27 protein-coding genes are annotated in these 25814 nt (G+C 61.2%); 15 read left to right on the top strand and 12 right to left on the bottom strand.

The genetic code is table 11. The features are described from left to right. The first annotated feature begins 179 nt into the window (after positions 1-179). From FHX10_RS01855 to FHX10_RS01840, 4 genes are all read left to right on the top strand, one after another. The gene (locus tag FHX10_RS01855) at positions 180-2531 is read left to right on the top strand and encodes a putative bifunctional diguanylate cyclase/phosphodiesterase (RefSeq protein ID WP_063474531.1); all 2352 of its coding nucleotides are present in this window, start codon (positions 180-182) and stop codon (positions 2529-2531) included. A gap of 24 nt (positions 2532-2555) precedes the next feature. Then, complete coding sequence (locus FHX10_RS01850) at positions 2556-3269, top strand: substrate-binding periplasmic protein (protein ID WP_047611786.1); 714 nt, start codon at positions 2556-2558, stop codon at positions 3267-3269. A gap of 87 nt (positions 3270-3356) precedes the next feature. Next, positions 3357-4088: an aminoacyl-tRNA hydrolase gene (gene pth / locus FHX10_RS01845; RefSeq protein ID WP_063474530.1), complete on the top strand. Its 732-nt coding sequence runs from the start codon at positions 3357-3359 to the stop codon at positions 4086-4088. Beyond that, on the top strand, positions 4085-4558 hold the full coding sequence (locus tag FHX10_RS01840) for a GNAT family N-acetyltransferase (protein WP_063474529.1): 474 nt from the start codon (positions 4085-4087) through the stop codon (positions 4556-4558). The genes pth and FHX10_RS01840 overlap by 4 nt, the downstream gene beginning before the upstream one ends. Positions 4559-4569: 11 nt before the next feature. Here FHX10_RS01840 and clpS read toward each other — a convergent pair whose 3' ends face one another. Then, complete coding sequence (gene clpS, locus FHX10_RS01835) at positions 4570-4881, bottom strand: ATP-dependent Clp protease adapter ClpS (RefSeq protein ID WP_047611252.1); 312 nt, start codon at positions 4879-4881, stop codon at positions 4570-4572. 342 nt (positions 4882-5223) lie between these two features. On the opposite strand from clpS, the gene ychF reads away from it, so the two are divergent. Then, entirely contained in the window at positions 5224-6327 is a 1104-nt protein-coding gene (gene ychF / locus FHX10_RS01830; RefSeq protein WP_063474528.1) for a redox-regulated ATPase YchF, read from the top strand. 18 nt (positions 6328-6345) lie between these two features. Here the strand turns inward: ychF and FHX10_RS01825 are convergent, their stop codons facing one another. After that, on the bottom strand, positions 6346-7419 hold the full coding sequence (locus FHX10_RS01825) for a hypothetical protein (RefSeq protein ID WP_063474527.1): 1074 nt from the start codon (positions 7417-7419) through the stop codon (positions 6346-6348). An 81-nt stretch (positions 7420-7500) separates the two neighbouring features. On the opposite strand from FHX10_RS01825, the gene FHX10_RS01820 reads away from it, so the two are divergent. Both FHX10_RS01820 and FHX10_RS01815 read left to right on the top strand, forming a co-directional pair. Then, positions 7501-7971: a MaoC family dehydratase gene (locus FHX10_RS01820; RefSeq protein ID WP_063474526.1), complete on the top strand. Its 471-nt coding sequence runs from the start codon at positions 7501-7503 to the stop codon at positions 7969-7971. Then, on the top strand, positions 7968-8435 hold the full coding sequence (locus FHX10_RS01815; protein WP_063474525.1) for a MaoC family dehydratase: 468 nt from the start codon (positions 7968-7970) through the stop codon (positions 8433-8435). Before FHX10_RS01820 ends, FHX10_RS01815 begins: the two co-directional genes overlap by 4 nt. Before the next feature lie 24 nt (positions 8436-8459). Here FHX10_RS01815 and FHX10_RS01810 read toward each other — a convergent pair whose 3' ends face one another. From FHX10_RS01810 to petA, 4 genes are all read right to left on the bottom strand, one after another. Beyond that, complete coding sequence (locus FHX10_RS01810; protein WP_018243044.1) at positions 8460-9002, bottom strand: adenine phosphoribosyltransferase; 543 nt, start codon at positions 9000-9002, stop codon at positions 8460-8462. A 114-nt stretch (positions 9003-9116) separates the two neighbouring features. Then, complete coding sequence (locus FHX10_RS01805) at positions 9117-10001, bottom strand: cytochrome c1 (protein ID WP_047611264.1); 885 nt, start codon at positions 9999-10001, stop codon at positions 9117-9119. 25 nt (positions 10002-10026) lie between these two features. Further along, complete coding sequence (locus tag FHX10_RS01800; protein ID WP_047611266.1) at positions 10027-11307, bottom strand: cytochrome b; 1281 nt, start codon at positions 11305-11307, stop codon at positions 10027-10029. A 14-nt stretch (positions 11308-11321) separates the two neighbouring features. After that, complete coding sequence (gene petA, locus FHX10_RS01795) at positions 11322-11900, bottom strand: ubiquinol-cytochrome c reductase iron-sulfur subunit (RefSeq protein WP_063474524.1); 579 nt, start codon at positions 11898-11900, stop codon at positions 11322-11324. 284 nt (positions 11901-12184) lie between these two features. Here petA and FHX10_RS01790 point away from each other — a divergent pair, with 284 nt between their 5' ends. Continuing rightward, positions 12185-13117, top strand: coding sequence for an endonuclease/exonuclease/phosphatase family protein (locus FHX10_RS01790; RefSeq protein WP_063474523.1), 933 nt, complete (start codon positions 12185-12187; stop codon positions 13115-13117). Here the strand turns inward: FHX10_RS01790 and FHX10_RS01785 are convergent. After that, entirely contained in the window at positions 13073-14986 is a 1914-nt protein-coding gene (locus FHX10_RS01785; protein WP_063474522.1) for an ABC transporter ATP-binding protein, read from the bottom strand. The genes FHX10_RS01790 and FHX10_RS01785 overlap by 45 nt on opposite strands. A 162-nt stretch (positions 14987-15148) precedes the next feature. On the opposite strand from FHX10_RS01785, the gene FHX10_RS01780 reads away from it, so the two are divergent. Further along, on the top strand, positions 15149-15379 hold the full coding sequence (locus FHX10_RS01780) for a CopG family ribbon-helix-helix protein (RefSeq protein WP_028757016.1): 231 nt from the start codon (positions 15149-15151) through the stop codon (positions 15377-15379). Between the two features lie 87 nt (positions 15380-15466). Here the strand turns inward: FHX10_RS01780 and FHX10_RS01775 are convergent, their stop codons facing one another. Continuing rightward, complete coding sequence (locus FHX10_RS01775) at positions 15467-17323, bottom strand: ABC transporter ATP-binding protein (RefSeq protein WP_028757015.1); 1857 nt, start codon at positions 17321-17323, stop codon at positions 15467-15469. A 385-nt stretch (positions 17324-17708) separates the two neighbouring features. On the opposite strand from FHX10_RS01775, the gene FHX10_RS01770 reads away from it, so the two are divergent. Together FHX10_RS01770 and FHX10_RS01765 are read left to right on the top strand one after the other, a co-directional pair. Next, positions 17709-18170, top strand: a complete 462-nt coding sequence (locus FHX10_RS01770) for a tRNA (cytidine(34)-2'-O)-methyltransferase (protein ID WP_028757014.1) — start codon at positions 17709-17711, stop codon at positions 18168-18170. A gap of 215 nt (positions 18171-18385) precedes the next feature. After that, on the top strand, positions 18386-20032 hold the full coding sequence (locus FHX10_RS01765; RefSeq protein WP_028757013.1) for a Na/Pi cotransporter family protein: 1647 nt from the start codon (positions 18386-18388) through the stop codon (positions 20030-20032). 3 nt (positions 20033-20035) lie between these two features. On the opposite strand, the gene FHX10_RS01760 is transcribed toward FHX10_RS01765, so the two are convergent. Beyond that, positions 20036-20296 (bottom strand): hypothetical protein, encoded by a 261-nt coding sequence (locus FHX10_RS01760; protein WP_017965345.1) that lies wholly within the window; start codon positions 20294-20296, stop codon positions 20036-20038. A gap of 177 nt (positions 20297-20473) precedes the next feature. Here FHX10_RS01760 and hemF point away from each other — a divergent pair, with 177 nt between their 5' ends. The 3 genes from hemF (at position 20474) to FHX10_RS01745 (ending at position 22056) form a co-directional block, all read left to right on the top strand. Further along, positions 20474-21385 carry an oxygen-dependent coproporphyrinogen oxidase gene (gene hemF, locus FHX10_RS01755; RefSeq protein WP_028757012.1) on the top strand — a complete coding sequence of 304 codons (912 nt, stop codon included), beginning with the start codon at positions 20474-20476 and terminating at the stop codon, positions 21383-21385. A gap of 103 nt (positions 21386-21488) precedes the next feature. Next, positions 21489-21758, top strand: a complete 270-nt coding sequence (locus tag FHX10_RS01750) for a hypothetical protein (RefSeq protein ID WP_028757011.1) — start codon at positions 21489-21491, stop codon at positions 21756-21758. A 112-nt stretch (positions 21759-21870) separates the two neighbouring features. Beyond that, the gene (locus tag FHX10_RS01745; RefSeq protein ID WP_010029983.1) at positions 21871-22056 is read left to right on the top strand and encodes a DUF1059 domain-containing protein; all 186 of its coding nucleotides are present in this window, start codon (positions 21871-21873) and stop codon (positions 22054-22056) included. A gap of 66 nt (positions 22057-22122) precedes the next feature. On the opposite strand, the gene FHX10_RS01740 is transcribed toward FHX10_RS01745, so the two are convergent. The 3 genes from FHX10_RS01740 to FHX10_RS01730 are packed head-to-tail and all read right to left on the bottom strand — an operon-like array spanning position 22123 to position 24643. Next, positions 22123-23376 carry a CCA tRNA nucleotidyltransferase gene (locus FHX10_RS01740; protein WP_063474521.1) on the bottom strand — a complete coding sequence of 418 codons (1254 nt, stop codon included), beginning with the start codon at positions 23374-23376 and terminating at the stop codon, positions 22123-22125. Continuing rightward, entirely contained in the window at positions 23373-24023 is a 651-nt protein-coding gene (locus FHX10_RS01735; protein WP_028757009.1) for a CoA pyrophosphatase, read from the bottom strand. Before FHX10_RS01735 ends, FHX10_RS01740 begins: the two co-directional genes overlap by 4 nt. Beyond that, a complete protein-coding gene (locus tag FHX10_RS01730) occupies positions 24020-24643 on the bottom strand; it encodes a DUF1285 domain-containing protein (RefSeq protein ID WP_028757008.1) in 624 nt (207 codons plus the stop codon). Before FHX10_RS01730 ends, FHX10_RS01735 begins: the two co-directional genes overlap by 4 nt. A gap of 158 nt (positions 24644-24801) precedes the next feature. Between FHX10_RS01730 and FHX10_RS01725 the strand changes: the two genes are divergently transcribed. After that, on the top strand, positions 24802-25812 hold the full coding sequence (locus tag FHX10_RS01725) for an AAA family ATPase (protein ID WP_028757018.1): 1011 nt from the start codon (positions 24802-24804) through the stop codon (positions 25810-25812). Positions 25813-25814 lie beyond the last annotated feature (2 nt).

Genomic DNA, 25814 nt, shown 5'->3' with positions numbered 1-25814 from the left:
GACCAATTTGTAAAGCATATGGCCCGCTTTCCCCTGGAAAGCGGGCTTTTCATTGCCCGGCAACTGCCCCGTTTCAGCAACATTTAACAAATTCGTGAAAGCATGCTTCGTCAGCTGCGAAGAAGCCCGCCTTGACGCGCGACAGGAAATATGGCCGGCCTGGGGGAGTAAACGGAACCATGAACAATTCCGTTGAGAACAGATTTTTTGCGATAGTTTGCGGTGCGCTGCTTGTTTTTGTCGCTCCGCTTTTTGTTCTCTTCCTTTTTCTTTCCTCGGAACGGGCCGATAAGGAAATACGCGACCATATCTCCGTTCTTCTTGTCGCCAATGCCCAGGCGCTGGCCAAACCCCTGTGGGACCTCGATGAGGATAGCGTCACCCAGATCAGCGCGACGGTCGTTTCCCAGGGCGCCATCGTCAAGGTCGAGGTGCGCGATCAGTCAGGCCAGCTTGACGTCAGCCAGTCCACCATTCCGCGCTCCTTCAACGGTCAGCTCGTGCAGGTGTCGCGCGCCATCATCTACAATACCGTCGACGGTCCGAGGAACCTCGGCAGCATCAGCGTTTATTATCCCGCACTCGGGCTGTTTTCCGGCCTGAAGCAGGAAGAGGTCGTCTTCATCTCGATCTTCATTTTCGCCGTGCTGACCGTTTTCGGCACGGCGCTGATCGGCAACCGTTTCTTCGTCATCCAGCCGCTGATGCGGCTGACGGCGGCAATCGAGGCCACCCGCCAGCTGGGCTCCCGCCATCATGTCGACTGGCAGTCGAACGACGAGATGGGACGGTTGGCTCGCAGCTTCAACGAGATGCAGACCAAGCTTGAAAGCGAGGAAAAGGAGCTGAAGTTCGCCCACCGCCGCGCCACCGACATCTACAATCTGACGCCCGCCATGCTCTTCTCGCTCGACGAGGAGGACCGCATCACCGCCGTCAGCGACTACTGGCTGCTGGCCACAGGGTATAACCGTGCCGCCGTCATCGGCCGCAACTTCGCCGATCTCGTCACCTCGACCACCCGCGACAAATTCGGCAAGCGCCGCCTGGCCGAAAGCGGCATGACCGTAACCGTCAAGTTCGTCTGCCTGGACGGCCGCATCATGGACGTCCTCATCATGGAATCGGAGGCGGGAGCCGGCGCTCATGACCGCCTGTCGCTATCGGTCATGACCGATGTGACCGAACTCAAGGCCTCCGAGGACCGCAACCACCGCCAGGCGATCACCGATCACCTGACCGGTCTTCTCAATCGCCAGGGCTTCGAAGCCGTCCTCGATAACAAGATCGCCGACGCCGACGCCGCCGGCCAGGAACTCGCCTGCCTCTTCGTCGATCTCGACCGCTTCAAGTGGATCAACGACAATATGGGCCATGCCGCCGGCGACATGGCGCTGATCGAGCTCGTCGAGCGCCTGAAGACCCATCTTGCCCCTTCCGACGAAGCGGCCCGTCTCGGCGGCGACGAATTTGCCATCCTGCTGCCGGCCAGGGACGCCGAAAAACGCGCCAAGGTGATGTGCGAGCAGATCGCCTCGATCTTCGAAACGCCCTTCGCCCCCGACATGCATCTGAGCGCGTCCATCGGCATCGCCGTCTATCCGCATCATGCCGCAACCGCAGCCGAACTGCTGCAGAAATCCGACATGGCGATGTATGCCAAGAAACGCGACGGCAAGAACGGCGCGCAGCTCTTCGACAACGCCATGCTCGACCGGGCCCGCCGCCGCGCCGAGATCGAGGCCAATATCGAAGCCGGCCTCATCGACAACTGGTTCGAGGCCTTCCTGCAGCCGATCGTCAACCTGAACGGCCGCGGCATTGCCGGTTTCGAGGCGCTGATGCGCCTCAACCATCCGCAGAAGGGTTTGATGCCGCCGGCCGAAATCATCAGCGTCGCCGAGGAAACGGCAAAGATCGTCAGGGTCGGCAACGTCATCATGGAAAAGGCGATCGCCAACCTCGCGAAGATTTCCCGCATACCGGGCATGCAGGATAGCTATCTCGCCATCAACTTCTCACCGCTGCAGTTCGACCCGGCGCTGCCGGCCCGTCTTGCCGCCATCGTCGGACGCCACGGCATCCGCCCCGAGCGCATCGTCGTCGAGATCACCGAAGCCGTGCTGATGCACGACAACCCCGAGATTCGCATGATTGTCACCGAGCTTCGTCGCTTCGGCTGCCGCATCGCGCTCGACGACTTCGGCACCGGCTATTCGTCGCTGAGCTACCTCAACCGTTTCCCCGTCGACATCATCAAGATCGACCAGTCCTTCACCCGCGCGATCAACGACGGCGACGACGACGTCCGCCAGAAGAGCCGCATGCTGATCGAAGGCATCACCACGCTTTCCCACAAGATGAACTGCACCGTCATTGCCGAGGGCATCGAGACCGAAGAGGAATGCCGCACGCTCCATCAGATGGGGCTTGACTACGGCCAGGGCTACCTCTTCCATCGTCCGCAGCATGCAACCGCGCTCATCGAGCAACTGGTAGGCTCACAATCGGCCGTGGCACGCGCCTCGTGAATGAAGAACGAAGGAGATGATATGATGAAAAAGCTCCTGCTTCTCGCATGCCTGGCGCTGCCCTGCGCCGCCCATGCGCAAACCGTGACCTTCACGACTGAGGACTATGCCCCCTTCAATTATCGCGAAGGCAAGGAGATCAAGGGCGCCACCGTCGAGCAGGTCGAAAAGGTGATGGCCGCGATCGGCGTCGACTACACGATCGAGATCATGCCCTGGGCGCGCGCTTTCGGCCTTGCCCGCACAGCGCCGATGACCTGTGTCTTCGCAACCGCCCACAACGGCGCACGCGACCCGCTGTTCAAATGGGTCGAGCCGCTGCTCATCGACCGCAACATCCTGATCACCCGCAAGGGCTCGGGCGTCATCGCCAACAATCTGGAAGAGGCAAAGAAATATACGGTCGGCACTCAGCGTGAGGATTACACCGAGACGATCCTGAAAGAGAAAGGCTTCACCAAGCTCGATGTCGCCAGCGACTTCAACGCGACGCTGCGCAAGCTGCTCGGCGGACGCATCGACATGATGCCGATCTCCGAACTCTATTTCGAAAAGCTGAAGGCCGACCAGCCGGTGGAGATGGTGACCGTGCTCTCCGCCCAGCCGATGAGCATCGCCTGCGAGAAGAGCTTTCCGGACGATCTGCTCGTCAAGATGCAAGCTGCCCTCGACAAGCTGATCGCCGATGGCGACCAGAAGCAGATCTTCCTGAAATACGGCATGAATCTGTCGCAGTGACTGCGACGGATACTGCCCTTTCCGCTTGACTTTGCGGTCATTTACAGGTGGTGAACGGCGGGAAATTCTAGCAAGGAAAAACAGACCATGCTGATCATCGCGGGTCTCGGCAATCCTGGCGGCAAATACGCCGGCAACCGCCACAATATCGGCTTCATGGCCGTCGACGCCATTCATCGGCGCCACAGCTTCTCGCCCTGGTCGAAGAAATTCAGGGCCGAGATCGCCGAGGGCGAGATCGGCGGCGAGAAGGTGCTGCTGATCAAGCCGCAGACCTTCATGAATCTCTCCGGCGAATCCGTCGGCGAGGCGATGCGCTTCTACAAGCTCCAGCCCGCCGACCTCGTCGCGATCTACGACGAACTCGATCTTCCCCCGGGCAAGGCGCGGCTTAAGACCGGCGGCGGCCATGGCGGCCATAACGGCATCAGGTCGCTGGACGCCCATTGCGGCCGGGAGTACCGGCGGCTGCGCCTCGGCATCGGCCATCCGGGCGTCAAGGAAATGGTGCAGAACCACGTGCTCGGCGATTTCGCCAAGGCCGACAAGGTCTGGCTGGAGCCGCTTCTCGACACCCTCGCCGACAATGCCGACATGCTGGTGCGAAACGAGGATTCGCAGCTGATGAACAAGATCGCGCTGGCGCTCGGCGGCAAGGCCGAGGAAGAGAAGCCGCGGAAGGAAAACAAGAATACCGAAAAGAAGCCGACCGGCCAGTCGCATATCCATCAGGCCCGCAACCACAATCAGCCGAAGTTGCCGGCCAGCGGCCCGATGGCCGACATGTTGAAGAAGATGTTCGGCAACAAGGGAGAATGAGGCCGGTGCCGGTTCACGACCAGGACCAGGATTTCGCCATCCGCCCGGCCGCCGTCGGCGATCTTCCCGGGCTGATCACCCTCTACCAGCATTTGAACTCGACCGATCCGGTTCTCGACAAGGCCATGGCCGAAGAGCGCTTCTCCGCCATCCTCGCCCAACCCGGCATGACTCTCTTCATCGGCTTTGCCGGCGATCTCGCTGCGGCCACCGTCACGCTGATCGTCGTGCCGAACCTGACGCGGAACGGCGCCTCCTATGCCCTGATTGAAAACGTCGTCACCCACGCCGATCACCGTCGGCGCGGTTATGCCGGCGCCGTCATCGGCCATGCCGTGACGGAGGCCTGGAAAGCTGGCTGCTACAAGGTGATGCTGCTCACCGGCTCGAAAAACCCGGCGACCCTGCGCTTCTACGAGAATTGCGGCTTCGTGCAGGACAAGACCGGCTATCAGATCCGCAGCACCTGAATCCGCAGCATCTATTCTTCCGGCTCCGTTGTGAACATCAGCGGAAAGCCCATGCCCTTGGCAAGGTCGATGCCCTCCTTGGCTTTGGTCTCGGCGATATCCCTGGCGCAGACCACGACCACGCAGGAACCGAGCTTGTGCGCTGTTATCATCACCCGGTAGCCCGTCTCCTCGCTCATGCGGAACACGGCCTTCAAGATCACGATGACGAATTCGCGCGGCGTATAGTCGTCATTAACGAGAATGACCTTGTAGAGCTTCGGCTTATCCAGCTTCGGCCTCACCTTGGTCTTCGGTTTCAGGGCAATGTCATTGTCACTCATCGGAAAAATCCAGCCGTTGATGACATGGGGTCAGGAATGTTCAAACCAGCTAATCAGTGTCGATGACGAATTTTCGACGGTCAGCCGCCACAGCTCCCGGCCTCAAACAGGCAGGATCTCGTCCCCGGCTTCGGCGCAGAGAGAAGCAATTGCATCTGCGTGGGAGTGACCTGGCATTCTGGTGAAATCCGCAATGCGTCGAAAATCTCAGTCGCATTCAAAAATAGGCCAGCACCGATCCATCGGCAAGTGAGCAGCGGTAAAAGCTCTCTAAGACTTGACCATATTGCTCCTTTATCCCATAGGCACCAGCAAGGAATTCAAGAACAGCAGGTTTTAGCCATGGGCTTCAAATGCGGCATCGTCGGTCTGCCGAACGTCGGCAAATCGACCCTCTTCAACGCGCTCACCAAGACGGCGGCTGCGCAAGCGGCAAACTATCCCTTCTGCACCATCGAGCCGAACACCGGCGAAGTCGCCGTGCCCGATCCGCGCATGCGCAAGCTTGCCGACATCGCCAAGTCGAAGGAACTGATCCCGACCCGCATCTCCTTCGTCGACATTGCCGGCCTTGTGCGCGGCGCCTCGAAGGGTGAAGGTCTCGGCAACCAGTTCCTCGCCAATATCCGCGAGGTCGATGCCATCGTCCACGTGCTGCGCTGCTTCGAAGACAGCGACATCACCCATGTCGAAGGCCGCATCAATCCCGTCGCCGATGCCGAGACGATCGAGACGGAACTGATGCTCGCCGATCTCGAAAGCCTGGAGCGCCGCACCGAGCAGACGCGCAAGCGCGCCACCAGCAAGGACAAGGATTCGATGGCGATGCTGCCGATCATGGAAGCCTCGCTGCAACTGCTCAACGAGGGCAAGCCGGTACGCACGCTGCTGTCGACGCTCGATGCCGAGGAAATCGCCATCCTCAAGGGCCTCAACCTTCTGACCTCGCATCCGGTCCTCTATGTCTGCAACGTCGCTGAGGCCGAGGCTTCGACAGGCAATGAATTCACCGAGGCTGTCGCCGTTATGGCTCGGGAACAGGGTGCCGAAACCGTCGTCATCTCGGCGGCGATCGAGGCCGAGGTCGCCCAGCTTCCCGAGGATGAAGCCAAGGAATTCCTTTCCGCCCTCGACCTTGACGAGGCGGGCCTCGACCGGCTGATCCGCGCCGGCTACAAGCTGCTCCACCTCATCACCTATTTCACCGTCGGCCCGAAGGAAACGCGGGCCTGGACGATCGAGCGCGGCACCAAGGCGCCGCAGGCCGCCGGCGTTATCCATTCGGATTTCGAACGCGGCTTCATCCGCGCCAACACCATCGCCTATGACGATTACATCAAATACAACGGCGAAGTCGGCGCCAAGGATGCCGGCAAGGCGCGTGACGAAGGCAAGGAATACGTCGTCCAGGACGGCGACGTCATCCATTTCCGCTTCAACACCTAAATAAGAAATGCTGCCGCCTTAACCAGGCGGCAGCCTGTTTGCGATTGCCGGGGGCAGTGCCCGCAGCACCAGCCGTCGCAGTGGCATCCAGCCTGTTCCGATAATGAGAACGATCGCGCCCACGACGATCAGCGTCGTGAAGATGTAGGTGTCGACAGTCGCGCTTCCGTGCCGGAAGACGCTGAAGATCGCAACACCGAGTGATAGCAGCCCCGAGGTGACGAAAGCGCGGCGATCGATGATCAGACCGATCAGCATCAGCGCCGCCACGGTCGCGACGACCACGGGGGTCTGGGCCGACATGTTCGCCAGGTCGAAGATACGGCCGCCTTCTCCTAGAGACAGCAGAGAAACGGTGCTGTAGAGCAGCGCCGGCGCCGCACCGAGATGCAGCCAGAAAGCAATATCCGAGCGCGTCGTCCGGCGCAGCCGGTCGCCGAGATCGAAATAGAGCGCCATCGCGAAGAGGCCGAGCGCGCAGACGAGGGACACCGCAGCCAGCAGGGCAAGATGGTCGACGAAAAATGCGGGATTGCCGCTTAGCCATTGCGCTAAACGTAAAAGCAGGGTGAGCACCAGGGCAAGTATCGACATGATGGCGAGCGCCAGCGTCAAGGGCACGCGATAGCGGGCATAGTAGATGCCGAGAAGGATCGGGAAGCCGGCAATGAACTGCGTGAGGTCCGCCCCTATCTCGAAGGTCCACGGCGTAAAGACACGGGACATCAGCAAAAATGTCCAGCAGAACAGCGCGATCGTCAAGCCGACGGCCGGCAGGGCGAGCCGCTGACGCCGCACGAGAATTTCCGAAAGCACGAGGATAGCGGGCGGCACCGCGTAAAGCGGCGCAAGCCCCCAGAGGCCGCCGAGCGCCACGACGACGCCGATGGTGATCAGCACGTCGTGGAAGCCGCGCACGAAACGCGGCGTCTCCGTATCCGACCAGGCCTGTCCTTCAGCCGCCATTGCCGGCTGCGCCTCGGCGACGGCCACACCGTGCGCGATCAGAAACGGCAGAAGCCGCTCTCCGGCCTCCGGCGAAATCAGTCCCTGGCGCCCCGCCTCGTCGAGTATCGACCTCAGTTCCGTCATGCCGGTTTATCTCCCCGGAATCATTGAGCCCGCGCGGATGCTATTGTAAGCATTGTGCGCTGCATATGGCGGGAGGAGCGAATGTCGGCAGAAAAGCTTTCCTTCGAGGATTTCCAGCCCGGCCGCCGCTTCGCGCTCGGCCCGAAGCTGGTGATCGCTGAGGAAATCATTGAGTTCGCAAGCGAATTCGACCCGCAGCCGATGCATCTCGATGAGGCGGCCGGCCGCGCCAGCATTCTCGGGGGGCTCGCCGCGTCCGGATGGCACACCTCTTCGATGTTCATGCGCATGATGGCCGACAGCTATGTGCTGCATTCGCTCTGCGAGGGTGCACCGGGCGTCGATCTGATGGAATGGCGCAAGCCGGTGCTTGCCGGCGACACGCTGTCTGGCCATTCGACCGTCCTCGAAGCCCGGCCGATGCGCTCGCGCGCCGGAATGGGCATCGTCAAGTTTCGTCATGAGGTCGGAAACCAGCGCGGCGAACTCGTCTGCGTCTCGGAGAATTCGGTGATGATCCGTATGCGTCCCACCTCGGAGCTGTCAGCATGAGAATGTCGGAACTTTACGCCGTCGGCGAGAAGGTCGAGATCGGCAGCTACGCCTTTACCGAAGAAAACATCATCCGTTTCGCGACGCGCTACGATCCGCAGCGTTTCCACATCGACAAGGAAGCCGCCAAAGACACGCTCTTCGGCGGCCTCTGCGCTTCGGGCTGGCACACCACGGCCGCCTGGATGCGGACCTTCCTCGCCTTTTGGGAAAGGCAGAGCGCCGCACTCGCGCAGGAGGGCCTGACGTCGCCGAACCTCGGCCCCTCGCCCGGCTTCCAGAAGTTGCAATGGCTGCGGCCGGTCTTCGCAGGCGACGTCGTCACCTATTCCGTCGCCTTCCTCGCCAGCCGGCCGCTCGCGTCGCGGCCGGGCTGGCACCTCAACACCATCCTCTGCGAGGGCGTCGATCAAAACGGCGATGCCGTAATCCGCTTCGAAAGCAGCGTGCTCGAATTCGACTGACGCTGCCGCATAGTAGCCACGGACTCAGTGACCGGAGAATTCGACCAGCGTGTGCACGACGACGCCGAGCTCTTCCAGCTTCTTGCGGCCGCCGAGATCCGGCAGATCGATGACGAAGCAGGCGCCGACCACTTCGGCGCCGATTTGGCGCAGCAGCTTCGTGGCACCCACCGCCGTGCCGCCGGTAGCGATCAGGTCGTCGACCAGGATCACCTTCTCGCCGGGCTGCACCGCATCGCGATGCATCTCCATCTCGTCGACGCCATATTCCAGGCTGTAGGCGATGCGCACGGTCTCGTGCGGCAGCTTGCCCTTCTTGCGGATCGGCACAAAGCCCGAGGAAAGCTGGTGCGCCACCGCGCCGCCGAGGATGAAGCCGCGCGCCTCCATGCCGGCGATCTTGTCGATCTTCATGCCCGCATAGGGCTGCACGAGTTCGTCGACTGCTCGGCGGAAAGCGCGGGGGTTGCCGAGCAGCGTGGTGATGTCACGGAAGATGATGCCCGGCTTGGGATAGTCGGGAATGGAGCGGATGCTGGCTGCGAGCTCCGAAGTCGTATTGTCCATGGAAAATCCATATCTGCGAGCGCATGAAACTGGCCGCACCCTATCAATTGACAGGAATGGAACCAACAAAAAAGGCGGCCTGCAAGCCGCCTTTCGAATTCCGGTAGGGAACGCTCAGTGTTCCTTGTTGGCGTAAACCGAGCGCTTCGTCAGGTAGATCAGCACCGTGAAGATCGCCAGGAAGATCATGACCATGAAGCCGGTGCGCTTGCGCTCTTCGAGATGCGGCTCGGCGGCCCACATCAGGAAGGCGGAAACGTCCCTGGAATACTGCTCGACGGTCGCCGGCGCGCCGTCGTCATAGGTCACCTGGCCGTCGGAGAGCGGCTTCGGCATGGCGAGGACGGCGGCGGCATGGAAATAAGGGTTATAATGTCCACCCTGAGGCACCTGGAAACCGGCCGGCGGCTCTTCATAGCCGGTCAGCAGCGAGTGGATGTAGTCCGGTCCGCTTTCCTGATATTGGGTGAAGATATCGAAGACGAATTGCGGGAAACCGCGCTCGACCTCGCGGGCCTTTGCGATCAACGAAAAGTCGGGCGGAGCCGCGCCATTGTTGGAAGCAGCCGCCGCTTCCGCATTGGGGAAAGGCGACGGGAAGTGATCGGAAGGGACCGCCTTGCGGGTAAACATCTCGCCGGCGGCGTTCGGGCCATCCTGGACCTCGTAATTCGCGGCGAAAGCCTTTACCTGCGCCTCGGAATAACCGAGCTCGTCGAGCATGCGGAAAGGCACAAGGTTCATCGAATGGCAGGCGGAACAGACTTCGGTATAAACTTTGAGGCCGCGCTGAAGCTGAGCCTTGTCGTAATGACCGAACGGTCCGGCAAAGCTCCATTCTTCCTCTTTCGGCTCCTTCAGCGGATAGTGCGGCGTCGCGCCTTCCTCGTGATGGGCAGGTGCTGCTCCATTCGCGGGCGCCGCTTCCTCGGCGAAGGCTGCGCTGCCGAGAACGACAGCGACGGCGAGCGGCAGAATGCTTGCAACAAGCGTTTTCATATTTCTATTCCCTTCCGTCGCGCGCTTACGCATTGGCCGCTGCACTGGCGGCAGCTGTCTTGTTGCGCTTTTCGAGCACCGCTTCGGTGATCGAGTTCGGGATACGGCGCGGCGTTTCCACCAGGCCTAGAACTGGCATCGCGACCAGGAAGAAAGCGAAGTAGAGGAGTGTGCAGATCTGCGAGATCGTGGTGAACAGCCCTTCCGCCGGCTGCGAACCGAGCCAGCCGAGGATGATCGCATTGATCACGAACAGCCAGTAGAACAGCTTGTACCAGGGGCGGTAGACGGCCGAACGGACCTTCGAGGTATCGAGCCACGGCAGGAAGAACAGCACGATGATCGCGCCGAACATCACCAGCACGCCGCCGAGCTTGGAGTCGATCGGGCCGATGTTGAAGGTGATCGAGCGCAGCATCGCGTAGAAGGGCAGGAAGTACCATTCCGGAACGATGTGGGCCGGCGTCTTCAACGGGTCGGCCGGGATGTAGTTGTCAGCATGGCCGAGGAAGTTCGGCAGGTAGAAGACGAAATAGGCATAGACCAGCAGGAAGACCGAAACGCCGAGCGCATCCTTCATCGTCGCATAGGGCGTGAAGCGAACCGTGTCGGTCTTCGTCTTGACCTCGACGCCCGTCGGGTTGGTCTGGCCGACGACATGCAGCGCCCAGATGTGCAGGACGACGACGCCGGCGATCATGAAGGGCAGCAGGTAGTGCAGCGAGAAGAAGCGGTTCAGCGTCGGCTGGTCGACGGCAAAGCCGCCGAGCAGGAACTGCTGGATCCATTCGCCGACCAGCGGGAAAGCCGAGAAGAAGCCGGTAATGACCGTCGCACCCCAAAAGGACATCTGGCCCCAGGGCAGGACGTAGCCCATGAAACCGGTCGCCATCATCAGGAGGTAGATGACCACGCCAAGGATCCAGAGGATTTCGCGCGGCGCCTTGTAGGAGCCGTAGTAAAGACCGCGGGCGATGTGCAGGTAGACGGCGACGAAGAAGAAGGATGCACCGTTGGCATGCATGTAGCGCAGCAGCCAGCCGTGGTTGACGTCGCGCATGATCTTTTCAACGGAGTTGAAGGCGATCGTCGTGTCGGCGGCGTAGTGCATGGCGAGCGTGACACCCGTCAGGATCTGCACCACCAGCATGACGGCGAGCATGGCGCCGAAGGTGTAGGCATAGTTCAGGTTACGCGGAACCGGATAGGCGATGAAGCTGTCATAGACCATGCGCGGCAGCGGAAGGCGCGCATCGACCCATTTCTCGAGGCCGGTTGATGGCTCGTAGCTGGAATGGCCACTCATTAATCAGTCTCCCCTCAACCGATCTTGATTTTGGTATCGGACAAAAATGAAAAGGTCGGAATCGCCAGGTTCTGCGGCGCAGGACCCTTACGAATACGGCCGGCCGTGTCGTAGACCGAGCCATGGCAGGGACAGAACCAACCATTGTATTCGCCGGCCTGGCCGAGCGGCACGCAGCCGAGATGTGTGCAGGTGCCGATCATGACGATCCAGTTTTCCTTGCCCTTGCCGCCCGAACGGTCAACACCCGTTGCCTGAGCGTCGACAGGAAGGTTTGCATTGCGCGCGACCGGATCCTTGAGGTCCGACAGCGGAACATCGGCTGCGGCCGTCACTTCTTCCGGGGTACGGTTACGGATGAAGATCGGCTTGCCGCGCCATTTGACCGTCAGCGACATGCCGGGCTCGAGGCTGGCAACGTCGACTTCGATGGAGGCGAGAGCGAGCGTCGAAGCATCAGGACGCATCTGATCGATGAACGGCCAAGCGACCGAAACGGCGCCGACGGCGCCTGCCATACCAGTGGTGAGATAAAGGAAATCACGGCGAGTGGGTTCGCCCATGCCCTCGCTTGTCGTTTCGTGTTCGCTCACGGCTAACATCCTCTGCGCAATTTTCGCGGAATTCCGCCCTACCCCCTCTACCGGCGAATCTCTCTGGACACAATTCGGCCATAGATTCCCCGGCAATCCGGCGCGTTCTATGCTTGATCGCAAATTATGTCCAGCCTTGACAAGGGGATGAGGGCACAATGTCGCGGGAAATTTCGGATGAATTTTTTAAGGCAAACACGCGCTCGCCATTATGTTGCATTGCAACAAAAAAGCCGGCGTGATAGGCGCAGTCACAACCACGCCAGCGAGCCGGACCGGAGCGGATGAGAGACACGATTTTTTGCGTATTCAGCGTCCTCACCACCCTCGTCCTCGCCATCGTCTCTCTGCGCTATGTCAAAGATTTCTACCTGCTTTCCTTCTTTTACAGCTTCCAGCTCCATCTGGCGGCGGCCGCGGCGGCCGCCTCGATCGCGGCCCTTCTCGTCAAGCGGCACTGGTATGGGTTTCTGACGCTCGGCGTATCGCTGGTTCTTGCCGTCCACGGCGCCGTGATGATGCGCGAATTCGTCGAGCCCGCGGTCGATCAAAGCCGCCCGGTCCTCTTCAAGCTGATGTCCTTCAATATCGAGAACGATAATTTCGCGAACGGGGCAGCGATCGCCGACATGGCCATTGCCTCAGGCGCCGACGTCGTCAACATCCTGGAGGCCGAACCGCTGCTGTCGGAATTGCCGCGGCTGTTGAAGACCTACCCTTATTACATCGGCTGCGGTGTCGGCATGGAGCAATGCGATACGCTGGTCCTGTCGAAGCGCCCGCTTATCGAACCTCGTATCCGCAGCCTCGGGCTCCTATGGCGCAACCGGCTGACGATCTCGACGATCGATTTCGACGGCCAGAAGGTCAATTTCCTCGCCGCGCACCTGACCAAACCCTATTACGACGAATTCCACGGCCTTGAGATCGCAGACCTCGCGGAGATTATCCCTTCCCTGCCGGGACCGCTCGTTCTTGCCGGTGATTTCAATACGTCGATTCTGGCGCCCGACGTGCAGTATCTCATGCGCAGCCAGGGCCTGGGCACGGCATCGCTGGAGCCGGCGACATGGCCAATCCGCGCCGGTGCTTTCGGCATTCCGATCGATCATATCTTCAGCAGGGCGCCCCTGCGGCTGAAATCGGTCCGCCGCATCGAGGACAGTTTCGGATCAAACCATTTTGGCCTCATGGCGGAATTCGTCGTCGACCCTTGAGCCCACATCCTCGTCCGTCGCGAGGAAGCCGCCGGACTGGCGTGCCCAAAGTTCGGCATAGAGCCCGCCGCGGCGAAGCAGTTCGTCATGGCTGCCCTCCTCGATGATCCGGCCGAGATCGACGACGATCAGCCGGTCGAGTGCGGCGATCGTCGACAGCCGATGGGCGATCGCAAGCACCGTCTTGCCTTCCATGATCCGGTGGAGATTGGACTGGATCGCTTCCTCCACCTCCGAATCGAGCGCCGACGTCGCCTCGTCGAGAACAAGGATCGGGGCATCCTTCAGCATGACGCGGGCAATGGCGATGCGCTGGCGCTGCCCGCCAGACAGTTTGACGCCGCGCTCTCCGACATGCGCATCGAAACCTCTGCGGCCCTGCTGATCCTGCAGGCGGGCGATGAAGTCGATGGCTTCGGCGCGCTTGGCCGCCTCGACCAGCCCCTCCTCGCCGGCATCCGGCCGTCCGAACAGGATATTGTCACGCACCGAACGGTGCAGCAGCGAAGTGTCCTGGCTGACGACGCCGATCTGCATCCTGAGCGATTCCTGCGTCACGGCTGCAATATCCTGGCCGTCGATGAGAATGCGGCCGTCCTGGATGTCGTAGAGTCTTAGAAGCAGGTTCATCAGGGTCGACTTCCCCGCGCCCGAACGGCCGACGATTCCGACCTTTTCGCCCGGTCGGATGGTCAGAGAGAAATTCTCGACGACCGGCTGATGACCCTTGCCGTAGCGGAAGGAAACATTGTCGAAGCGGATGCCGGGATGCCGGATCACCAGGTTTTTGGCATCGGCCCGGTCGACGAGCCCCAGCGGCTGCGAGATCAGCTCGGCGGCGTTCTGGATGGTGCCGAGATTGCGCATGATGCCGTTGAACTGCGTCATCAGCCGTCCGAGCAGGAAATTCAGGCGGAGCACCAGCGCCAACGAGAATGCCACAGCACCGGAACTGACCAGGCCGCGCAGCCACAAATCGACGCTCAGCCCCGCCATCGTCACGATCATCAGGCCGGAGAGCAGCGCCATGGAGGCCCTGACACCAGTGATGAACCGCGTGAAACGCAGCACCGTATCCTGATAGATATCGAAGCCCTGCCGCATATAGCGGTCGCTCTCCTCATCGCGCGCAAACAGCTTCAACGTCTGCATGTTGCTGTAGGAATCGACCATCCGGCCATTCAGCATCGATCCGGCTTCCGCCGTTTCGCGGGAATGATGGCGAATTCGCGGAACGAAGTGGCGGGCAAGCAGGCTGAAGGCGCCAAGCCAGAACAGCACGACGGCGGCAAGGGAGAAGTCCAGCCGGGCGACGAGCACGAGCGTCGTTACGGCATAGATGCCGACGAACCAGACGCTTTCCATCAGCGAGGTGACGAGATCACCGGTTGCCTGCCCGGCCGACCAGACCTTGGTGACGATACGTCCGGAGAAATCGCTCTGAAAGAACGATAAAGACTGGCGGGAGACATGGAGATAGGACTGCCAGCGTGCTAGATTATAGAAACCAGGCGTGATCACCTGCTGATCGACGAGCGCGATCAGGAAGGCGACGACGAAGCGCACACCCCCGATGAGGGCGAGCATGCCGAACAGTTCGCCGCCATGGGCTGCGAGAAGTCCGCTCCAGCCGGCGCCGGGCTTGATACTGCCGAGGATATCGACCAGCCGGCCGACGAACCAGAAGAGCGCCGCCTCGATTGCCGCCGATGTCCCGCCGAGAACGAGCATGGCGATGAACGGCATCCTCGCCTGGCCGATATAGAACCAGACGAAGCCGAGCGTCGAACGCGGGGGCTGGAGATTGGCGCGTGGACGGAACGGATCGATCCAGGTTTCGAACAGGCGGAGGATGGGGCGCAGGAACATAGAAGCGATATAGGCGGATTGAGGGGAGCGGCAAAGAGAATGAAAAGCGGACGCAAGCTTATATTTTTGTAATAAACGATAACATCGGCGGCATCGCCATTGACTGCCCCCGAACCCGTCACAATCTGACGTTATGATCGCGTGTCACCGGAGAGAAGGTCCATGGAAACGAAAATGCTCGATGCGCATATTCCGCTTCCGCTTGCAGAGAGGCTGGATGCCCTGGCCATCGACCTGGCGCAGCCGCGCGACGAAATCGTCACCGAGGCCATCACCGCATGGATCGACCAGGAGGAGCGCCGCCGCATCACGGCGCTGCGCACGATCGCCGCCGCCAACACCATCGTCCTGATCGAACATCACCGCGCGATCGACTGGGCCGACAGCCTTTGAACGGATAGCAAACGCGCCGGCAAATTCGAAGCAACCCTGAGAATTCAAGAGGCTCTCCCCGCTTTCGCAGGGAGGGCCTCTTTCATCTTATTCCGCAGCCTCTTCCGCTTCCTCGGCGTGATCGGAGAGGAAGCCGCCGGACTGGCGGTTCCAGAGGTCGGCATAGATACCGCCGCCCTCGATCAGTTCGCTGTGCGAGCCGGCCTCGATGATCCGGCCCTTGTCGAGCACGATCAGCCGGTCCATCTCCGTCAGCGTCGAAAGCCGGTGGGCGATCGCGATCACCGTCTTGCCCTCCATCAGGGCAAAGAGGTTCTCCTGGATTGCCGCTTCGACTTCCGAATCGAGCGCCGAAGTTGCCTCGTCGAGCACCAGGATCGGCGCGTCCTTCAGGAAAACGCGGGCGATCGCGATGCGCTGCCGCTGACCGCCAGACAGCTTGACGCCGCGTTCGCCGACCTGCGCGTCGAGCCCCTCGCGGCCCTGCATGTCGACGAGGCCTTCGATGAACTCCCAGGCATTCGCACGTTTGGCGGCCTCGATTATCTCGACGTCCGAGGCATCGGGACGGCCATAGGCGATGTTGTCGCGGATCGAGCGATGTAGCAGCGACGTATCCTGCGTCACCACGCCGATCAGCGAGCGCAGGCTTTCCTGCGAGACGCCGGCGATGTCCTGCCCGTCGATGGTGATGCGGCCGGCCTCCAGGTCGTAGAAGCGCAGCAGCAGGTTCATCAGCGTCGTCTTACCGGCGCCCGAGCGGCCGACCAGGCCGACCTTCTCGCCCGCCTTGATGTCGAGCGACAGATTGTCGATGACACCCTTGCTCTTGCCGTAGTGGAAGCGGATGCGGTCGTAGTGGATCGCGCCCTTCTTCGCCGTCAAGGTGGGCGCGCCCGGCTTGTCGACGATGTCGTGTTGCTTGCTCATCATCTCCATGCCGTCATAGACCGTGCCGATATTCTCGAACAGCGCCGAGACTTCCCACATGATCCATTGCGACATGCCGTTGACGCGCATGGCAAGACCAATGGCGATGGCGATGGCGCCGACGGAGATCGCTCCGTTCAGCCAGAACCAGATCGACAGGCCCGAAATGACGAAGAGCGCAACGCAGTTGTTCAGATAGACGCTGATGTGGAAGAGCGTCACCTTGCGCATCTGCTTGTGCACGGTCTGCAGGAACTCATCCATGCCCTCCTTGGCATAGACCTCCTCGCGGCCCGCATGCGAAAACAGCTTGACGGTGGCGATATTCGTATAGCTGTCGACCACGCGCCCCGTCATCATCGAGCGCGCATCCGCCTGGGCGGCCGCGATCTTGCGAAGCCGTGGCACGAAATAGGCGACGATGCTGATATAGACGGCGAGCCAGACGAGGATCGGGATCATCAGCCGCCAGTCGGCCGCTGCGATGACGATGATCATCGTCAGGAAGTACGTCACGACATAGACGAAGACGTCGAGGATCTTCATCACCGTCTCGCGCACGGCGAGCGACGTCTGCATCACCTTGGTGGCGACACGCCCGGCAAACTCGTTGGCGAAGAACGACATGCTGTGGCGCAGCAGGAAGCGGTGCATCTGCCAGCGTGCGATCATCGGATAATTGCCGAGCATCATCTGATGCATGATGAGAGAATCGAGCCCCGCCGTCAGCGGCAGACCGACCAGCACAAGCGCCGCCATCCAGAAAAGCTTGTGACCCTCCGTCTGCAGGAAGGTGGCGCGGTCGGCATTGGTCAGCCAGTCGACGATGTCGCCCAGGAACTGGAACAGCGCCACTTCGCCGACGGCGATCAGCGCTGTCAGCAGCGCCATCAGGCCGAGCCAGGGGGCTGCCGGCTTGCTGTAATGCCAGCAGAAGGCAAAGAGACCCTTCGGCGGGGCGACAGGCTCCTCGCTCGGAAAGGGATTGAGTCGCTGTTCGAACCAGCCAAACATGAAATTGCTCCGAAACGTCAGCGTTTCGGCTCCCGGCTTCGCGCCATCCCAGCGCCATGCAAGCACATATGGGAACCGAACGTTCAAGGGGCGAGGCCGAAACAGCCGCACAATGGATCAAAAGGGGGATTTCAGAAAGAAATGCGCACTAGCGGCGGCGTGTCGCCTTAATCGGCATCACGGCGGGAAGGCGCATATCGAGCAAAATATTCATTGTGACCCTCCCTGCTGGCGATTGAAGATAGGCATGGATAACGCGAAAACCGCGAAAATTCCAGCCCTGTATTGCCGTAAATTGAACGTTTCCTGGTCAAAACGCGCCCTGTTGCGCCGAAATCACAGTTGCATTAGGCCTTTGACGGCGAAAGCGGAAAGACGGCGCATCATGACTTTACTCAGACTGGCACTCTATCAGCCGGATATTCCTGGCAATACCGGCACGATCCTGCGCCTTGCCGCCTGCCTTGGCTTCGCGGTCGATTTGATCGAGCCCGCCGGCTTCGATGTGTCCGACCGCAACCTGAAACGGGCCGGCATGGATTATATCGCCGCCGCGGCCCTCACCCGCCATGTCAATTGGGACCGCTTCGAAGCGTGGCGCCTGACCACCGGCGGCCGCCTGATCCTCGCCTCGACCAAGGCGGCGGAGCGCTACACTGATTTTGCCTTCCGCCCGGACGATATCCTGCTCTTCGGCCGCGAAAGCGCCGGCGTGCCGGATCAGGTCCATGAAGCAGCCGATGCACGCATCCTGATCCCAATGGTCGACGGCCAGCGCTCGATCAACGTCGCTGTTTCGGCCGCCATGATCGTCGGTGAGGCAATGCGCCAAACCGTCTGGACCTGACGAACGCGGCGCCGGCGGAGCAAAGCCTGCGGAATTGCCGATCCGCTCCAGAATATGTCGCAAAATAGCGTTGTCTATCTGTGAAACCAGCGTATATTTATTAGCCGGGCAATCAAAAATTCAATATTGGCCTCCATGATTTCAATAAGTTGGAATAGCTATGCGAGGAAAGCAGCACTTCTCCAGATCTGTGAAAGAAGAATAAAAACAACAAAATGGACTCTACAATCATCATGATCAACCTGTTCGGCGCCGTGGCTCTGCTGCTGTTCGGCCTCGCGCAGGTAAAGGATGGCGTATCCAGAGCCTTCGGAGCCCGCCTCAGAACGGGTCTGGCGACCGGTACGCGCGGCAGTCTTCGTTCTTTCCTGTCGGGTCTCGTTGCAACGGTCGCGCTGCAGAGTTCGACGGCAACGGCGCTGATGACCGCCTCCTTCGTCGAACGTGACCTGATCAAGCCGCGCATGGCGCAGATCGTTCTGCTCGGCGCCAATGTCGGTACCGCGATCACAGCCTGGATCGTCGCCACCGGCATCGAATGGCTTTCCCCGCTTCTGATCCTCGCCGGCATCGTGCTTTACCGCGGCCGCTCCAGCACCAGCCAGGGCGGCGGCACGGCGCTGATCGGCATCGGGCTGATGCTGCTGTCGCTGCACCTTCTCGGCCTTGCGACGGAGCCCATGCGCGCCTCTCCCGCCCTTGCGGCCTTCATCGGCCTGCTGGACGGCGCCCTGCCCGTGGCAATGATCGTCTCGGCGGCACTCGCCTTTGCGTCCTCGTCGAGTCTTGCGGTGGTGGTGCTCATCCTGTCGCTTGCCTCGGCCGGCGTGGTCTCTGCCGAACTCGTCATCGTGCTCGTGCTCGGCGCCAATCTCGGCGGTGCGATACCGCCTGTGGTCGCGACATTGTCCGGCCCGGCTTCGGCGCGGCGCGTCACTCTCGGCAATCTCGCCATCCGCACGCTCGGCTGTCTCATCGCCCTGCCGCTGGCGGGCTACGGTGCGGAACTCATCCAGATGCTGCCCTTTGGCCCGGCCAAGCTGCCGGTCGATGCGCATCTTGCCTTCAACCTTCTGCTGGCAGCAGTTGCCTGGCCATTCTCCAGGCCGCTCGCCGCCCTGATGGCCAGGCTGGTGCCGGATCAGGCCGAGCCTGACAGTGCCCCGAAATATCTGGATGCGCAGGAGCTTTCGACGCCGGTCGTGGCCCTCGCCAGCGCCACCCGCGAAGTGCTCGGCGTCGGCGACCTGATCGAGCGCATGCTGATCCGGGTCTCCGAAGCCTTCGAGCGCAACGACGCATCCAAGCTTGCCGAGATCCCCGCCCTCGAAGAGCGCGTCGACCGACTGCAGCAGGCAGTGAAGGTCTATCTCTCCAGACTTGGCCGCGAGGGTCTCAGCGATGAGAACGCCCGCCGCTCGATCGTCGTCATCGACTATGCGATCAACCTCGAACATATGGGCGACATCATCGAGAAGGGCCTGTTGGAGCAGGTGACGAAGAAGATCTCGCTTGGCCTGAAATTCTCCGAGGACGGTCATCAGGAACTGCGCAAGTTGTTCGATCTGACGATCGACAATCTGCGCGTCGCCCAGACGATCTTCGTCACCCGCGATTTCAATCTCGCGCGTCAGATGATGGAGGTGAAGGTCGAGGTGCGCCGGATGGAAAAACAATCTGCCGAGCGCCACCTCGAACGTCTGCGCGATGGCCGCGCCGACAGCCTGCAGACGAGTTCGCTGCATCTCGACATGCTGCGCGACCTGAAGCGCATCAACGCCCACATCGTCTCCGTCGCGCATCCAATCATGGATGAAAGCGGCCTCTTGATCGAAAGCCGCGTACGCACCACTGCGAAGTGACGATCAGTCGGCCGAAGGCAGGCGGCGCATGGTGAATTCGATCTGGTCGCCGTCGAGCTGGCGCCAGCTTTCCACCTCGGTCCAGTAGGCGGCTTTCGGATATTCGTCGAACCATTCGCGCGCCTTGGCCCGCGCGTCCATGAGGCCGAGGCAATATGTCTCACGCACGAAATGGTCCTTCTTGCGCGGAGGATTTTCCGCCCGATGTCTCGCTATCCTGCGCTTCAGCCCATCGAAGGATGGAGGTCCTGGAACTTTTTTCATCTAACCTACCTCTTGGGAAAAGGTAGTATCGAAATACTTGATTTGCGAGTCGAATCTCGGAAGCGCCCAGCCGTGCTTGGCCACGCTTGGCGAGATGCTGCGCCAACTGCTAATCATGGCGCGCAATCAAGAATGAGCGAGTCGCTTCCACAGCGGATGTGACCGCCGGAGGCGCAAATGGAAAGACCGGAACTGCCGATCGGCTTGCCTGACGATATCGAAGAGAAGAAGGCTGCCGCCCGCAATTGGTTCGAGGGATTGCGCGATACGATCTGCGCCTCCTTCGAAGCCATCGAAGACGAATTGGAAGGGCCGCTCTCCGACCAGGAACCCGGCCGCTTCGTCGCCAAGGACTGGTCACGCGAAAACGGCGCCGGCGGCGGTGGCCGGATGTCGATGATGGAAGGCCGCGTCTTCGAAAAGGTCGGCGTCCACACCTCCACCGTTCACGGCGAATTCTCCCCGGATTTCCGGACGCAGATACCAGGTGCCAAGGATGATCCGCGTTTCTGGGCCTCGGGCATCTCGCTGATCGCCCACCCCGTGAACCCCAACGTTCCCGCCGTGCATATGAACACCCGCATGGTGGTCACATCAAGCCGCTGGTTCGGCGGCGGCGCCGACCTGACGCCGGTGCTGTCGCGCCGCCGGACCCAGGAGGACGAGGACAGCCAGCTCTTCCACAAGGCGATGGAGATCGCCTGCCGCAATCACGCCGTCGCCGATTACGATGCCTACAAGGCCTGGTGCGACGAATATTTCTTCCTGAAGCACCGCAATGAGGCCCGCGGCATCGGCGGCATCTTCTACGACTGGCTGCATTCGAGCGAGGAAGCCGGCGGCTGGAACGCCGATTTCGCCTTCACGCGCGATGTCGGCCGGGCCTTCGCCATGGTCTATCCGAAGATCGTTCGCTCCAACTTCAACAAGTTGTGGACAGAGGCCGATCGCGACGAACAATTGATCCGCCGGGGCCGCTACGTCGAATTCAATCTGCTGTATGATCGCGGCACGATCTTCGGCTTGAAGACCGGCGGCAATGTGGAATCCATTCTCTCCTCGCTGCCCCCCGTCGTCCGTTGGCCGTGAGACTGTGATATCTCATCGATAAATTCGAGTTGATAGACCTTCACGAAAATTCAGCGCGTCCTAACTTTATATGTATGTGCGTAACAATCGGAGGAGGATTGTCATGACGATACAAAGTGGCTCGCCTACGTCCACGGATGTCCAGGAAACATCCCGCACGATCGACACATCCGAGTTTTTGACGCGCATCGCGGAGAAACTGCGGGCCAAGAGCGGCTCGGATTTGCCGCTGTCCTGCTTCATCGAGCAGGTCAAGCTGCAACTGGCCGGTGGGAAATCACCGGAACAGCTGCAGAACGAAGCCGCGGCCGCCAACAGCAACATGCCCGGCCAGCTTTCGGATACCTACAAAGCCTGGGCGATGCCCGACTGAAAGACCTTCTCCGGTCGTCATCTTATGCCGGCCGGAACCTTCTCCTCCTCCGCACATTCATCAATCGCGTGAAAGCGCGATGGCCGTTGCGTTTCAGACAGAGGAGAAAACCATGCGACTTTTCGAATGCGGCACGCTCGTTCCCGGCTGCGCTTGGCACACCCGGGCGGATAATGACGCAGAAGTGGTTCGCCGCGCCGTCGAGCACCTGAAGACGGCCCACGGCGAAACGACCATACGCGAAAACATGGTTGATAACATCAAGGCCCGCATCCGCGACGAAGCGACCGCCGCCTAATAGCTGGGCGAGTATCGATATCAACGACCAAAGTCGCCGCATCCGACGGATGCGACGCCGGATTGCCTATTGCACGCGTTCCTGCAGCCGGACGAGCAGTTCCGCCCGGTCGGAGGCGAAATTTTCCTCCACCCACTGGTTTTCCAGGCCGGCAAGCAATTCGCCGACGCGCGGGCCGGACGCCACTCCCGCCGAAATCACGTCGCCGCCGTTCAGCGGAAACTGCGGCTTCTTCCAATGCATTGCCTTGTCCAGCAGCTTGCTGAGCCGCGCCGACCGCGCCATTTCGTCGAAATCGCCTTCAGCCTTGCCGCGTGCCACCGCAAGCGCCAGCTTCAGCCGCGTCGTGATGCCGTCGGCGCCGTTGCGGTAAAGCAGCCTTTCGAAGGCGGCCGGCGACATCTCGTCATTGACGGGCGCTGCCATTGCCCAGGCCTTGAGAGTGGCCGCTTCCGCATTCGAGAGCTTGAGCCGGGCCGCAAGCGCCTCCACGCGCCCCGCGTCAGGCGGCACGATCGCCGCAAGGCGCAGCAACGGATCGGGCGTCCAGCCGAGCGCCTTTTCGGTGGTGATCAGCGATGGGATCGCATCGATGCCCCATCGTTCCGATTCCGGCAGGATTTCCGTCAACACGGCCACCTGCCGCATCCAGAGCAGCGCCCGGCCAGGATCGGCAGCACCGAGCAGCTTTCGCAATTCCGACCAGACGCGTTCTGCCGAAAGCATCTTCAGTTTTGAACGCGCTGCCGAACAGGCCTTCAGCCCCTCGGCGTCCGGCCGTCCTGACCCGTAATAGGCAAAGAAGCGGAAAAAACGCAGGATGCGCAGATGATCTTCGGCAATACGCCTTGCGGCATCGCCGATGAAGCGGATGTTGCGCGTCTTAATGTCGGCAAGTCCGCCGACGAGATCCACCACCTCGCCGTCGGCATCGGCGTAAAGCGCGTTGATCGTCAGATCCCGCCGTTCGGCATCTGCCTTCCAGTCGGTGCTGAAAGCAACCTTGGCATGGCGTCCGTCGGTCTCGATGTCGGTGCGAAGCGTCGTCACCTCGAAGGGTTTGCCGTCGATGACGAGCGTCACTGTGCCGTGCTGCAGGCCGGTTGGTACCGCCTTGATGCCCGCCGCCGCTGCCCGCTCGATCACCGCCTCCGGTCTGAGCGTCGTGGCGATGTCGACATCGCTGACCGGCAGGTCCATCAGGCTGTTGCGCACCGCGCCGCCGACCACCCGTCCTTCCCCGCTATCGGCGTTGAGAAGTGCGAAGATCCGGCCGAGTGCCGGGTCGCGGAACCATGCTTGGTCGGCAAGGCCGGTCATGCATAAAGCCTTTCGTAAAGCGTGCGGACGATGCCGGCGGTGATGCCCCAGATCATTCTGGTTTCATAGGGCACGCGGTAGAAATGTCGGTCGATCCCGTCGATGACACGCCTGTCGCGGGTGTGATTGGCAGGATCCATCAGGAAGGAAAGCGGCACCTCGAACACGTCGTCCACCTCGGTCGGGTTCAGCGTCAGCGCGAAGCCCGGCGTGACGACGCCGAGCACAGGCGTGATGCGGAAGCCCGTCGAGGCAAGATAATTCGGCAAGCGACCGACGGTTTCGACGAAGGAACCGGCCAGGCCGATCTCCTCTTCCGTCTCGCGGATCGCCGCCATTTCGGGCGAGACATCTGCAGGATCGATCGAACCGCCGGGAAAGGCGATCTGCCCGGAATGTTTGCGCAGCGTCGCCGTGCGCTTGGTGAAGATCACCTGCGCCTCCTCGCCGTCGTCGACGACGGGCACCAGCACGGCGGCGTCGCGCAGCTTGAAGGTTTCGACTTCGGCGACGATATCGGGGTTGAGGATATGGTCCCCGTGATCGCGCCAGGCATGATCGACCGGCCCGCCATTCTGGTTGAGCGCACGGCGACGGAATTCGGCTGCTGAGAACAGCGGATAACGTTGGGTAATTGCATCATTCATCGGGAAAGCGCATCCAGTTCGTCGGCCGGCATGACCGGGAAGACCTCGCCCGCGGAGCGGATCGCAAACATCGCGCGCCCTCCCACGTCGAAAGTCTCGCCGAGCGCGACCAGTTCATACATCACCGCACGCGACACCAGCGCCTCCAGCCGCCCGCGCACATGCAGATAGGGTTTCAGTTCGGCGTTGCCGTCCGCAATGGCAAAACGCAGCCGATGGTCTCCTCCCGCCTCCACGACATCGCCGACATTGGTACGGAAGGTCAGCACCTGCTGACCCTCTCGGTCCGTCACGCTCATCTCCACGGCGGTGAAAGGCGCGTCGACGACCCTTATCCCGACCTTTTCCACAGGAGTTACGAGATAGGTCTTCTTATCATCGTCCTTCCTCAAAACCGTCGAAAACAGCCGCACCAGCGCCGGCCGACCGATCGGCGTGCCCATGTAGAACCAGGTGCCGTCGGCCTTGATTTCCATGTCGATATCGCCGCAAAAAGGCGGATTCCACCGCTCGACCGGCGGTAAGCCGCGTTTTTCTCCGCCACTTTCGTCAGATGCACGCGAAATCAGTGCGGCAAGTCCCGCCGCATCCGCCTGTCCGCTGATTTCCTCGGCTGCCATTCTTCCGTCCCGGTTTGTCCTTAACGAAGTGAAGTCACGAGATAGTCATTCGCAACGAACTTGTCAGCCCGTCTCATCTCCATAACTCTATCGGGTATGAGGCACATGTATAAGTCCGCCGATTCGCTGCCGAATGATTTCAGCCGTTGGAGATGCCCGTGGGTATGATGAAGACCGAATCCAGCCTCGATGAAAAGGCGATCGTCGCCGCCGCCGAAAAGGCGCTCTCCGATATCGCCGCCATCCGCGCGGAAGTCTCGAAGGTGATCTTCGGTCAGGAAAGCGTCGTCGAAAACACCATCCTCGCCGTGCTCTCCGGTGGCCATGCCCTGCTTGTCGGCGTTCCCGGTCTTGCCAAAACCAGGCTGGTGACGACGCTCGGCGAGGTGCTCGGCCTTGCCGCCAACCGCATCCAGTTCACGCCGGACCTGATGCCCTCGGATATTCTCGGCTCCGAGGTGATGGACCAGGACGACAGTGGACGCCGCTCCTTCCGTTTCGTCAAGGGCCCGGTCTTCGCCCAGCTCCTGATGGCCGACGAGATCAACCGCGCCTCGCCACGTACCCAGTCGGCTCTTCTGCAATCCATGCAGGAATATCACATCACGATCGCCGGCCAGCGCTATGACCTGCCGGCGCCCTTCCATGTGCTCGCCACCCAGAACCCGCTCGAGCAGGAAGGCACCTATCCCCTGCCCGAAGCCCAGCTCGACCGCTTCCTGCTGCAGGTCGACGTCAACTATCCCGAACTTGCCGCTGAGCGGCAGATCCTGCTCGAAACGACGGGCCTGGGCGAAACCCGGCCGGAAGCCATCATCGATGCGCAGCGGTTGATCGAGATCCAGACCCTGGTGCGCCAGATGCCGGTGAGCGACACGGTTGTCGACGCCATCCTGGCGCTGGTGCGTTCGGCCCGTCCCGGACAGGGCAATGCCTCGACCGACAAGAACGTCGCCTGGGGTCCAGGCCCGCGCGCCGGCCAGGCAATGATGCTCTGCGCGCGTGCCCGCGCCCTTTACGAAGGCCGTCTCGCACCGTCTCTGGACGATATTTTCGCGCTCGCCGAACCCATTCTCCAGCACCGCATGGCGCTGACTTTCGCCGCCCGCGCCGAAGGCATGTCGGTGCGCGACGTCATCGCCGGACTGGTCAAGCAGGCAAAGGGATAAGG

Source organism: Rhizobium sp. BK591 (genome assembly GCF_014195045.1).
GTDB classification, from domain to species: domain Bacteria; phylum Pseudomonadota; class Alphaproteobacteria; order Rhizobiales; family Rhizobiaceae; genus Rhizobium; species Rhizobium anhuiense.
The sequence above is the reverse complement of the archived record's forward strand: the minus strand, read 5'-3'. Positions and strand labels throughout refer to the sequence as shown.